This window comes from Nonomuraea sp. NPDC050383 (assembly GCF_044459125.1).
In the GTDB taxonomy this organism is placed as follows: Bacteria; Actinomycetota; Actinomycetes; order Streptosporangiales; family Streptosporangiaceae; genus Nonomuraea.
This window is the reverse complement of sequence record NZ_JBITIP010000005.1, coordinates 312,580-324,804: the sequence shown is the minus strand read 5'-3', so window position 1 is coordinate 324,804 and position 12,225 is coordinate 312,580. Positions and strand designations below refer to the sequence as shown.

9 protein-coding genes are annotated in these 12,225 nt (G+C 71.7%); 7 read left to right on the top strand and 2 right to left on the bottom strand.

The window, feature by feature from the left end:
- The first annotated feature begins 20 nt into the window (after positions 1-20).
- From ACIBG4_RS15620 to ACIBG4_RS15610, 3 genes are read left to right on the top strand one after another with little or no spacing between them, the layout of a single operon-like run.
- Entirely contained in the window at positions 21-1,325 is a 1,305-nt protein-coding gene (locus tag ACIBG4_RS15620) for a glycosyltransferase family 2 protein (protein WP_397202335.1), read from the top strand.
- 56 nt (positions 1,326-1,381) lie between these two features.
- Complete coding sequence (gene metG, locus ACIBG4_RS15615) at positions 1,382-3,163, top strand: methionine--tRNA ligase (RefSeq protein ID WP_397202334.1); 1,782 nt, start codon at positions 1,382-1,384, stop codon at positions 3,161-3,163.
- Positions 3,164-3,165: 2 nt separating this feature from the next.
- Entirely contained in the window at positions 3,166-4,020 is an 855-nt protein-coding gene (locus tag ACIBG4_RS15610; RefSeq protein WP_397202504.1) for a TatD family hydrolase, read from the top strand.
- A gap of 44 nt (positions 4,021-4,064) precedes the next feature.
- Here ACIBG4_RS15610 and ACIBG4_RS15605 read toward each other — a convergent pair whose 3' ends face one another.
- Entirely contained in the window at positions 4,065-5,276 is a 1,212-nt protein-coding gene (locus ACIBG4_RS15605; RefSeq protein WP_397202503.1) for a hypothetical protein, read from the bottom strand.
- Positions 5,276-7,147 (bottom strand): serine/threonine-protein kinase, encoded by a 1,872-nt coding sequence (locus ACIBG4_RS15600; RefSeq protein ID WP_397202333.1) that lies wholly within the window; start codon positions 7,145-7,147, stop codon positions 5,276-5,278. Before ACIBG4_RS15600 ends, ACIBG4_RS15605 begins: the two co-directional genes overlap by 1 nt.
- A 70-nt stretch (positions 7,148-7,217) precedes the next feature.
- Between ACIBG4_RS15600 and rsmA the strand changes: the two genes are divergently transcribed.
- The 4 genes from rsmA to rox all read left to right on the top strand — a co-directional run bounded on the left by rsmA (position 7,218) and on the right by rox (position 11,987).
- Positions 7,218-8,084 carry a 16S rRNA (adenine(1518)-N(6)/adenine(1519)-N(6))-dimethyltransferase RsmA gene (rsmA, locus tag ACIBG4_RS15595; protein ID WP_310709638.1) on the top strand — a complete coding sequence of 289 codons (867 nt, stop codon included), beginning with the start codon at positions 7,218-7,220 and terminating at the stop codon, positions 8,082-8,084.
- Between the two features lie 1,011 nt (positions 8,085-9,095).
- The gene (locus tag ACIBG4_RS15590) at positions 9,096-9,488 is read left to right on the top strand and encodes a C40 family peptidase (protein WP_397202332.1); all 393 of its coding nucleotides are present in this window, start codon (positions 9,096-9,098) and stop codon (positions 9,486-9,488) included.
- A gap of 149 nt (positions 9,489-9,637) precedes the next feature.
- Positions 9,638-10,210 carry a GNAT family N-acetyltransferase gene (locus ACIBG4_RS15585; RefSeq protein WP_397202331.1) on the top strand — a complete coding sequence of 191 codons (573 nt, stop codon included), beginning with the start codon at positions 9,638-9,640 and terminating at the stop codon, positions 10,208-10,210.
- A 349-nt stretch (positions 10,211-10,559) separates the two neighbouring features.
- Positions 10,560-11,987, top strand: coding sequence for a rifampin monooxygenase (rox, locus tag ACIBG4_RS15580; protein ID WP_397202330.1), 1,428 nt, complete (start codon positions 10,560-10,562; stop codon positions 11,985-11,987).
- Positions 11,988-12,225 lie beyond the last annotated feature (238 nt).

Here is a 12,225-nt window from a genome sequence, read left to right as displayed (position 1 = left end):
CCTAACTGAAGGGTTGAGACGTGGAACTGACGGTGGTCATGCCCTGCCTCAACGAGGCCGAGACCGTGGAAGTCTGTGTGCGCAAGGCTTTGGCGTGCATGGAGGAGCACGGCATCGAGGGCGAGGTGCTGATCGCCGACAACGGCAGCACGGACGGCTCCCAGCAACTCGCCCGAGACGCCGGCGCCCGCGTGGTCCACGTCGACGAGAAGGGCTACGGCAACGCCCTCATGGGCGGCATCCGGGCCGCCCGCGGCAAGTACGTCATCATGGGCGACGCCGACGACTCCTATGACTTCACCGCGTTGCTGCCGTTCGTGGAGCAGCTCCGCGACGGAGCCGACCTGGTGATGGGCAACCGGTTCAAGGGCGGCATCTCGCCCGGCGCCATGCCCCCGCTCCACCGCTACCTGGGCAACCCGGTGCTGTCGTTCGTCGGCCGGCTGTTCTTCCCCTCGGCCATCGGCGACTTCCACTGCGGCCTGCGCGGCTTCCGGCGCGACTCGATCCTGCGCCTGCAGCTGCAGACCGGCGGCATGGAGTTCGCCTCCGAGATGGTGGTCCGCTCCACGCTGTCCGGCCTGGACGTGCGCGAGGTGCCCACCACGCTGTCGCCCGACGGCCGCTCCCGCCCGCCGCACCTGCGCTCCTGGCGCGACGGCTGGCGTCACCTGCGGTTCCTGCTGCTCTACAGCCCCAAGTGGCTGTTCTTCTACCCCGGCCTCGTCATGATGGCGATCGGCCTGGTCGCCGGCACCGCGCTGACCTTCGGCCCGGTGGAGATCGGCGAGCTGGCCTTCGACATCGACACCCTGGTCGGCGCGTCGGCGGCGGTGGTGATCGGGTTCCAGGCGGTCCTGTTCGCCGTGTTCACCAAGGTCTACGCGGCCGAGGAGGGATTCCTGCCGGAGTCGCCCCGCATCCGCAAGCTCATCGACATCGTCAGCCTGGAGAAGGGCCTGGTCGTCGGCGGCGTGCTCGCCCTGGCCGGCCTCGTCGGCCTGGTGATGTCGCTGGTGCACTGGCAGGTCCGCAGCTTCGGCGAGCTCGACCCGCGCGAGTCGCTGCGCATCGTCGTGCCCTCGGCGACGGCGCTCATCATGAGCTTCCAGACCATCTTCGCCGCGCTGTTCGTCAGCATCCTCGGCATCCGCCGTACCCGCGAGACCCCCGTCGACGTGGCCGCCAAGGCCGCCGAGGAGGCCGCCGAGGCCGTGTCCCGCGAGCAGGCCGAGAAGGCCGGGAAGGCCGTGGAGAAGACCGTCGAGCAGGCCGCGGACAAGCCGGCCGAGGCGGCGCCGCGCGAGGACACCACCACCCGCTGACCCGAGGGGCGGGAATCGGTTCGAGCCGCCCGCCCCCGACCCGTAGTCTTGGAACCATGTCCCAGCACATCTTGACCGCCGTCGCGTGGCCGTACGCTAACGGACCTCGCCACATCGGGCACGTCTCCGGATTCGGCGTGCCGTCCGACGTCTTCAGCCGCTACCAGCGGATGGCGGGCAACAAGGTGCTGATGGTCTCCGGCACCGACGAGCACGGCACGCCCATCCAGGTCCAGGCCGACAAGGAGGGCGTGAGCGCCAAGGAGCTCGCCGACCGCTACAACCGCGTCATCGCCGAGGACCTCACCGGGCTGGGCCTGTCCTACGACCTGTTCACGCGCACCTCCACCCGCAACCACTACGCGATCGCGCAGGAGATCTTCAAGGGCCTGTACGACAACGGCTACATCTTCCCCAAGACCACGATGGGGGCGATCTCGCCGACCACCGGGCGCACCCTGCCCGACCGCTACATCGAGGGCACCTGCCCCATCTGCGGCTATGACGGCGCGCGCGGCGACCAGTGCGACAACTGCGGCAACCAGCTCGACCCGATCCAGCTCATCAACCCCAAGAGCCGCATCAACGGCGAGACCCCGGTCTTCACCGAGACCGAGCACTTCATGCTCGACCTGCCCGCCTTCGCCGAGGTGCTCGGCTCCTACCTGCAGGCCAAGCAGGGCGAGTGGCGGCCCAACGTGCTGAAGTTCGCCCTCAACCTGCTCGGCGACCTCCAGCCGCGGGCGATCAGCCGCGACCTCGACTGGGGCGTGCCCATCCCGCTCGACGGCTGGCGCGACCAGCCCAACAAGCGGCTGTACGTGTGGTTCGACGCGGTCGTCGGCTACCTGTCCGCCTCGATCGAGTGGGCCAGGCGCTCCGGCGACCCCGAGGCGTGGCGCCAGTGGTGGCAGAACCCCGACGCCCGCGGCTACTACTTCATGGGCAAGGACAACATCGTCTTCCACGCCGAGATCTGGCCGGCGATGCTGTTCGGCTACAACGGCCAGGGCGCCCGCGACGGCAAGCCCGGGTCGCTGGGCACGCTCGACGTGCCGTCCGAAGTGGTGTCCAGCGAGTTCTTGACCATGGAGGGGCGCAAGTTCTCCTCCTCGCGCCAGGTCGTCATCTACGTGCGCGACTTCCTGGAGCGCTACGACGCCGACGCCCTGCGCTACTACATCGCCGTGGCGGGCCCGGAGAGCCAGGACACCGACTTCACCTGGCAGGAGTTCGTCAACCGCAACAACGGCGAGCTCGTCGCCGCCTGGGGCAACCTCGTCAACCGGTCGATCTCGATGGCCGCCAAGAACTTCGGCCAGGTGCCCGAGGCCGGCGACCTCACCGACGCCGACCGGCGGCTGCTGCAGCGCTCGCGCGAGGCGTTCGGCCCCGTGGGCGCCGAGCTCAACCGCTCCCGGTTCAAGAACGCCATCACCGAGGCCCTCGACGTGGTCCGCGACGCCAACCGCTACCTCGCCGAGCAGGAGCCGTGGAAGCTCAAGGACGACCCGGAGCGGCAGAAGTCGATCCTGCACGTCGCCCTCCAGGTCGTCGACGACGCCAAGACCATGCTGACGCCGTTCCTGCCCGGCTCGTCCAACAAGGTCCACGCCATGCTCGGCGGCGAGGGCGTGTGGTCCGGCATGCCGGAGATCCGTGAGGTCGACGAGGACGGCGGCGCCCCGTACCCGGTGATCACCGGCGACTACGACGGCGCGGCCCGCTGGGAGCACCAGCCGATCAAGCCGGGCGTCCCGCTGGCGCCGCCGGTGCCGCTGTTCAAGAAGCTCGACCCGAAGGTGGTCGACGAGGAGCTGGCCCGGCTGGGCCAGTGACGGTGAGCACGCCGCCCGCCGCACCGGAGCCGCTGCCCGCTCCGGTGTTCGACAGTCACTGTCACCTCGACATCATGGTGGGCGACCGGCAGGCGTCCTCGGGCGACCCGGTCGCCCAGGCGGCGCAGGCCGCGTCGGCCACCGTGAGCGGCATCCTCGACGACGCCCGCGCCGTCGGGGTGACCCGGCTCGTCACGATCGGCTACGACCTGCCGTCCTCCCGGTGGAACGCCGAGGTGGCCGCGGCCCACGCCGACGTCCACGCCGGGGTGGCGATCCACCCCAACGAGGCGCACGCCGCCACCCCCGAGGCGCTGGCCGAGATCGAGGCGCTGGCCGGGCGGCCGGAGGTGCGCGCGGTCGGCGAGACCGGGCTCGACTACTTCCGTGACTGGGCGAGCCGCGACGACCAGCACGCCTCCTTCCGGGCGCACATCGAGATCGCCAAGCGCACCGGCAAGGCGCTGGTCATCCACGACCGCGAGGCGCACGGCGACGTGCTGAAGGTGCTGGCCGAGGAGGGGGCGCCGCCGGTCGTGGTGTTCCACAGCTTCTCGGGCGACGCCGAGATGGCCGCGGAGTGCGCGGCGGCGGGCTACCACATGTCGTTCTCCGGGCCCGTCACGTACAAGAACGCCGGTTACCTGCGTGAGGCGGCCCGGGTGGCGCCGGTGGAGCTGATGCTCGTCGAGACCGACGCCCCCTACCTGCCGCCGGTGCCGCACCGCGGCAAGCCCAACGCGCCCTACCTGATTCCGCTGACGCTGCGCTGCCTGGCGGAGGTCAGGGGCGTCGACCCGGGCTCGCTGTGCGAGGCCATCAGCGCCAACGGCGTCGCCGTCTTCGGCGCATGGTGACCTGGCTCGAATCCGGCTCGAATCTGCTCGGACCTGGCTTCGGCCTAGCTCCCGAGCGACATCCCGAAGTCGGCCCCCTTGAGGGGCCGCACCTCCTGCGGGTCCTCGGCGTTGCGGCCGGTCACCGCGACCTTCCCGTACGGCGCGGCGTCCGGGCGGCCCACGAACAGCTTGTTGCCGGCGAAGGCCACGGCGTAGCCCATCAGATCGTCGCCCGTGCCGGGCAGCACGCGATCTTCTCCCGGGTTCTTGAACGGCATCACGCGGACGCCGCCGCCGTACGGGGCGCCGACGGCCAGCCGGCCGTCGGCGGAGGCGGCCAGGGCGAAGCCGAACGCCTGCTTGCCGTCCTGCCGTACGGTCCTGAGGGGGGTGAGCTTGGGGTTGAGGAGCTGCACGTAGCCGGCTCCGGGCGCGCCCACCGCGAGGCCCACGCCCTCGGCGTACGCCACCGCGTAGCCGTACCTGTCGCCGTCGGCGTCGGAGGGCGAGTCGATCTTCACGCCCGACAGGCCGGGCGCGAGCGGGTCGGCGATGGCCACGACCGAGCCCGAGTCGATCTTGCCTGAGCCGACCTGCCGGCCCGCGCCGTCGTCGTTCTCGTACGGCACGCCGACGATCAGCTGGTCGCCCGCCCCGAAGGCCAGCGACCAGCCGAACTGGTCGCCCACCTCGCCGTTGCCCGGGACCTCCGGCGACTCCTGGCTGATCCGGCGCGGCCGGCCTTCGCCCTTGGTCACGTAGACGGCGCCCGTGTCGGTCACCCGCGCCTCGTCCTCGTAAGGGGCGCCGATCGCCACCAGGTCGCCCTTGCCGGCCACGGACCAGCCGAAGTGGGCGTCACGCTGCGGCTCGGACGCGGTGAGCTGCCTGGGCGGCGCCGCGCCACCGCCGTACACGACGTAGGCGGCGCCGGCGTCCTCGCCGCCGCGCACGTCCGTGAACGGCGCGCCGACGACCAGGTCCGCGCACGAGTCGGCGTTGACCTTGGCCAGCCGCACCGACCAGCCGAACCCGTCACCACGCGCCAGGCCGGGCACCGGGACGGGCACGACCTTCTGCCCGGAGACGACCTGAACGGCGCCCTTGTCGTCATCGGCGAACGGGTCACCCACGGCCACGTCGTCCACGCCGTCACCGTCGAAGTCACTCGGACTCGTACAGGCGACTGCCCGTGTCCGGGTGGACAGCGTGGTCGTGTGAGGGGCCGTCGCGGACAGCGCGACCGCCAGGGCGACCGTCGCCCGCAGGATCATCACAGCCTGACCTCCACCTGGCGGCCGCCATTGAGCAGGGTCGCCGTGAGCCGGACGGGCGTGCGGTAGAGCGGCAGGTCGAAGACGTAGGCCCGGTCCAGCCGGCCACCCGGCGCGATCACGTCAGGAAGCCGGACCGGCACCGGGTCGTGCCGGCCGCCCTTGTCGTCCAGGATCGACACGGCGGGGTTGCCGATCTCCCGCGGCGCACCGCCCGGGTTGATCATCGACCAGCGCACCACGCAGAGCTGCCCCTGGGTCTGCCGCGTGCCCTCGTACTCCTTCAGCCCGCACGTCGGCGACGTGGCGACCACCAGCACCGGATCGTCGAAAGCCGTGCCCAGCGCGAATCTGCGGCCGAGGTCGCCCGGCTCCCGTTGCGCCGCGGGGGAGGCGGTGCGCGTCCGGGTGGGGGAGGCGACGTTGCGGCCGGAGGTGACGATGAGGACGGCGGCGGTGACGGCGATGGCCAGCACGGCGGCGGCCGCGGCGATGAGCCACCGGGTGCCACGCGGACGCCGCCCGTGGTGATCCTGCGGCGGGGTCGTGTCGGACGCCTCCACGGGCCGGGCGGCCCGCCCTAGCACCACCGCAGCCCCCATCCCGGCCTGGGCCTGTCGGACCTCCTGCCCCTTCCCCCTGTCCTCGGCCGGGGCCTTCCCCCTGGCCTGGGCCTCGGCCTCCGCGTGGGCCCGCGCCTGGCTTTCGACCTGAGCCTGCGCCTCGGCCTCCCAGCGGGCCAGCTCCTCCCTGGCGGCCAGCTCCTCACGCCGCGCCAGCTCCTCCTCCGACAGCCCGCCCATCCCCTCCTTGCGCGACCTCTCGGCGTGCGGCGTCGAGGGCGAGGGCGAGGGCGGCACGGTGGGGGCTTCCACCGCCGTTCGGCTCGTCAGGGTGTCGGCGGGCGGGGGAGTGGCGAACGTCGCGGTGATGTCGGGCTCGTCCACCACGTTCTGCGGCGCCTGCCACTCGCTCATCAGCTCGGTCGCCACGAGCGTCGGCGGGTCCACCGCCGGGGCGGCCTTGGCGGTCGCGCCGGGAGCGGGCAGCGCGCCGCCGACCAGGGCGATCACCAGATCCTGCGCCGAGGGCCGCTGGGCGGGGTCCATCGAGGTCGCCTGCCGTACGAGATCGTTGAGCGGGGCGGGCAGCGTGCCGAGCTCCGGCGTCGTGTGCAGCACCCGGGAGGCCAGCGTGATGACGTCACCGCGTCCGAACGGGTGACGGCCGTTGCCCGCGTAGGCGACCAGACAGCCCCAGGCGAAGATGTCCACGGCCGGGGTGATCGCCTCACCGCGTACCTGCTCGGGAGCCCACCAGCCCGGGCTGCCGATCAGCTCGCCGGAGAGGGTGAACCCGGTCTCCCGGTCCAGCGCCCGCGCGATGCCGAAGTCGATCACGCGCGGGCCGGACAGCGACAGGATGACGTTCGCCGGCTTGAGGTCGCGGTGGACCAGCCCCGCCACGTGGATGGCGGCCAGCGCCGCCGCGACGCCGAGCGCGACGCCGTGCAGCGGACCGGGGTCGAGCGCGCCGTACTGGGAGATCTGCGCCGACAGGGGGGTGCCCGCGATGTACTCCGTCACCATGTACGGGCGGCCGTCGCCGGTGTTGCCGTTGTCGAGGACCTGGGCGGTGCAGAACGACGCCACCTTGCGCGCGTTCTCCACCTCGGCGTGGAAGCGGACCGCGAACCCCTCCTGGTTGGCGAACTCCACCTTCACCACCTTGACCGCCACGAACCGCCCCGTAGGAGCGCGGGCCAGGAACACCGTGCCCATGCCGCCCTCCCCGAGGCGGCCGAGTAACCGGTATGGACCGATTTCCCGCAGATCCGTCGGGCGGAGCGGCGCGGCGCCCGTTGGCTCCATGAGGGATGTCCCTTCCTGTTCCACGCCATCCTCCCCTGTGGTCCCCCCGTACGCCATCGCACGTTCTTCGATGCGGGAGACTGGTTGGATGATGAGGCTGCTGGGCCCAACAGAGATACGTATTTTGGCGGACAAGCTCGATCTTCGTCCTACGAAAAGGCTAGGACAGAACTTCGTCATCGACGCGGGGACCGTCCGGCGCATCGTACGGGCAGCGGACCTGTCGCCGGAAGACGTGGTGATCGAAGTGGGACCGGGCCTCGGGTCGCTCACACTGGCGCTGCTGCCCTCGGCCCGGCACGTCGTGGCCGTCGAGATCGACCCCGTGCTGGCCGCCCAGCTCCCCGTCACCGTGGGGGAGCGCGGCCTCGGCGACAAGCTGACCGTGATCCCGGCCGACGCCATGCGCGTCGCCCCTGCCGACCTGGGCGGCCACACTCCTACGGCGCTGGTGGCCAACCTGCCGTACAACGTGGCGGTGCCGGTGGTGCTGCACCTGCTGGAGGCGCTGCCGTCACTGGCCAAGGGCCTGGTCATGGTCCAGTCGGAGGTGGCCGACCGGCTCGCGGCGGGGCCGGGTTCCAAGGTGTACGGGGTGCCGTCGGTGAAGGCCGCCTGGTACGCCGACGTCCGGAGGGCCGGGCCGGTGGGCCGCACGGTCTTCTGGCCGGTACCGAACGTGGACTCGGGCCTCGTCTCGCTGGTCCGGCGTGACCCACCGCCCACCAGCGCGACGCGGCGGGAGGTCTTCGCGGTGATCGACGCGGCGTTCGCCCAGCGCCGCAAGACCCTGCGGGCGGCTCTGTCGTCATGGGCGGGCAGCCCGGCGGCGTCGGAGACGGCACTCAGGGAGGCCGGCGTCGACCCGTCGGCGCGCGGCGAACAGCTGGACATCCACGCCTTCGCCCGCATAGCCGAGCACAAGCCCCAGCCGTAAGGCGCACCGCAGCCACTTCCGCAGCCACTTTTCCACAGCCACGCCCCCCGGCCGGTCGCTCTTCCACAGAACCCCGCTCGGCTCCCCGCCCCCACGGCCGCCCGGACGATCCTGGGGCCTCCATCCCGCAACGGCACTGGAGGCCTCATGCACCCCCACCCCGTGTCCCTGCTCTGCCGCGCCTCGCTCACGATCGGCGGCGGCCTGTTCGCCGGCCTCACGGTCCTGCCCGGCCCGGCATCCGCCACGGCCCCTGGCCCCTGCTTCGGCACCGTCACCCTCTCCAGGACGTACGCCCGGCTCCTGAACGACGGCCACCTCGCCCACCTCACCGGCGGCCTGTCGCGGAGACCCGGTCGCCTCGGGGGCACCGATCAGCCGATCCTCTTCGCCGCCCGTCCCGGCAGCCCCGCAAGGGGCCAGGTACGCGTCATCGTCGCCCTGCCTCCCCAGGCATGCGCGCGGCGCGCGCCCCTGACGGACGCACTCGCCCACGCGGGCATCACCCTCACAGATCCCCTGTCCACACTCGTCAGGCCCACCTGGTGGCCTCTCTGGCCCTACACCACCCCCTTCTCAAGCCACCCCTCACACGCCTCGGCGGCCGCACTCACCACACCGTGGAAGCCCTACGGACAGAGCGGGCAGGAGCCCTTCCCGAGGTCGTCAGGACCCACAGACCCCCTCGGCAGGCCCCACTGGAGCCCCCTCCGGAACCCACGAACCGCCACCCCACCACCCACGCGGCCCAAGACCCATCCGCCCACGCCTCCCATCTCCCCGAAGCCCGCCCCAACCGACCCCACCCTGACCCTGCCTCCAGACCCGCCCGCCACCTCCCTGACCCTCCCGCCTCCTCTCGATGAGCCGATCATCACGCCGATCCCTCAACCCCGTACTTCCACAGCCCCGGATCACCGGGGAGACAGCAAGAGGGACGGCGCCACCACCGCGAGCAAGCGGGACGGCGCCTCGCCCACCGACAGCAAGGAGGCCCGAGGGGATCTCGCCGTGGCGGCCGCCCTCGACCAGCTCGGCACCCCGTTCTCGTGGGGCGGAGGCTCCTCCTCAGGCCCGACCAGAGGTGTCGGGAGAGGCGCGGGAACCACGGGCTTCGACTGCAGCGGCCTGACCCTCTACGCCTGGTCCAAGGCGGGGGTGAAGCTGGGTCACTACACCGGCTCCCAGTTCCGCCAGGGCCGTCGCGTCTCCCTGGCCGACCTGCGCAGGGGCGATCTGGTCTTCTTCGGCGGCGGCGCCGGCGACCCCACCCACGTGGGCCTCTACCTGGGCGAAGGCATCATGATCCACGCCCCCAGGACGGGAGACGTGGTACGCAGGACCAGCTTCCTCCAGTCCACCCACTACCGCCCCCTCTACCGAGGCGCCGTCCGCCCCGGCTGACCACCCCAATGCCGCCGACGTGAGATCGGGCGTCTCCCTCCTTGGAGTCTCCTGGCCGGGTTCATGCCAAGGATCCGAAGTGGCCTTCGGTTCCCGGACTCCTTCGGTCAGGCGATGCGCGCGATCGTCGTTCCCGCGATAATCGGCGGGTGCCCTTGCTCGTCGAACCTTCGTTGCCCCCGGGCAGGATGGCGACGCTCTCGCAGCCCATGCTCGACGCCGGCGGCATCCTGCTGCGGCCGTGGCAGCGGTCGGACCGGCCCGCCGTTCTCGCCGGTTACGCCGATCCGGCCATCCAGCGCTGGCACTGCCGGTCCATGACCGCCGACGAGGCCGACGACTGGATCGGTTCCTGGGCCGGGCGGTGGCGTCAGGAGACCGGTGCGGGATGGGCCGTGGTGGACGCGTCGGAGGTGGTCGGCCAGGTCAGCCTGCGCCGGCTGGACTTCCGGGACGGTTGGGCGGAGGTGTCGTACTGGGTGCTGCCCGCCGCGCGGGGCCGTCGCATCGCCACGCGGGCCCTGTCGGCCGTGACAGCGTGGTCGTTCGTCGCGATCGGACTCCACCGTGTGGAGCTGAACCACTCGACGGCCAACATGGCGTCGTGCCGGGTGGCGCAAGCCGCCGGTTTCGCCATGGAGGGAACGAAACGCCGCGAGGCGCTCCACGCCGACGGCTGGCATGACATGCACCTGCACGCCCGCCTCGACACCGACGACTGACATCGGGTGGCGCGTCCGAAGCCGTACGCGGCGCGCTGCCGCCTTGTGCGGGGGTTGTCCGTCCACGGCAGACGACAAAGGCAAGGAGTTTCCGCACTCCTTGCCACTCTCAATCTATAGCGCCCCCAGGGGCTTGCGGCAAGACCCGGGTCGTGCTGCAGAATCTCCCACCGAAGCCGGCACCTGCGAAATTCAGGGATGTACGGCGTAGGCGGGCGTGCCGTTCGTCGACGGCCGCGGCTCGCCGGACGTCGAGCCGGTGGTGGACTCGCGACGCGGTCGGAGGTGCGCGCAGTCGGGCTGCGCGGAGCAGGTGGCCGAGAATGCGACTTTGTTCAATGGGGGGTTCATGTTCGACGTGATCATTGTCGGCGGCGGACCGACCGGCGTGATGCTGGCCGGCGAGTTGCGATTGCACGGCGTGCACGCGCTCGTGCTGGAGAAGGAGGCGGAGCCGACCAAGGTCGTCCGCGCGCTCGGCCTGCACGCCCGCAGCATCGAGGTGATGGACCAGCGCGGCCTGCTGGAGCGGTTCCTCGCGCTCGGCAAGCAGTACCCGGTCAGTGGTTTCTTCGCCGGCATCAGCAAGCCGCGGCCGGACCGGCTCGACACCGCGCATCCGTACGTGCTCGGCATCCCGCAGCCCATCACCGAGCGCCTGCTGACCGAGCATGCCACCGGGCTCGGCGCCGAGATCCGGCGCGGCTGCGAAGTGGTCCGGCTGAGCCAGGACGAGGACGGGGTGACCGTCGAGCTGGCCGACGGCACGGAGCTGCGCTCGCGTTATCTCGTCGGCTGCGACGGCGGCCGCAGCACGGTGCGCAAGCTGCTCGGCGTCGGCTTCCCAGGTGAGCCCGCCCGGGTCGAGTGGGTGCTGGGCGAGGTGGAGGTGACGATGCCGCCGGAGGAGTTGGCGGCCCTGGTGGCCGAACTCGGCAAGACCCACAAGGGGTTCGGCGCCGTACCCCTCGGGGACGGGGTGTATCGCGTCCTCGCGCGCGCCCAAGGGGTGGCCGAGGACCGTGCGGTCCCGCCGACCCTGGATGAGCTGAAGCAGGGGGTACGGGCGATCGCCGGCACCGACTTCGGCGTGCACTCACCGCGCTGGCTCTCCCGCTTCGGCGACGCCACCCGGCAGGCCGAGCGCTACCGGGTCGGCCGGGTGCTGCTGGCCGGCGACGCGGCGCACGTCCATCCGCCGACCGGCGGGCAGGGGCTCAACCTCGGCGTCCAGGACGCGTTCAACCTGGGCTGGAAACTGGCCGCCGAGGTCGGCGGCTGGGCACCGGAGGGGCTGCTGGACAGCTACCACACCGAACGGCACCCGGTGGCCGCCGACGTGCTCAACACCACCCGCGCGATGGTCGAGTTGACGTCCGTCGAGCCCGGTCCCCAGGCAGTGCGCCGGCTGATGTCGGAACTGATGGACTTCGAGGACGTGAACCGGTACCTGATCGAGAAGATCACCGCGATCGGCGTCCGCTACGACTTCGGCGAGGGGCACGAACTGCTCGGCCGGCGGCTGCGGGACGTGGGGTTGAAGCGGGGTCGCCTCTACGAGCTGATGCACGGTGGCCGCGGGCTGCTGCTCGACCAGACCGGCCGGCTTTCGGTGGCGGGGTGGGCGGATCGGGTCGACCACGTCGTCGACGTCAGCGAGGAACTGGACGTGCCTGCCGTGCTGCTGCGGCCGGACGGCCACGTGGCGTGGGTCGGCGAAGATCTGACGGATCTCCTCAGCCACCTGCCCAAGTGGTTCGGCGCGCCCGTCAGCTGAAGGGGCGGTCTGGCCCGAGAGGGCGGGCCGTTGTGACGGGATACGCGACCCGTTGTGACGGGATACGCGACGTCGCGGCGACGATCCGGGCCGAGCAGGGCGAGATCATCCGTCCTCGATCACCTCGGGGTGCTGGTGACCGAGGACGGCCCAGGCGCAGGGAGCAGAGCGAAAGAGGGTTGGACGGGTCGCCCATGATGAGCAGGCTCCCCGTCCGTGGCCTGGAGTTCGGTGATGA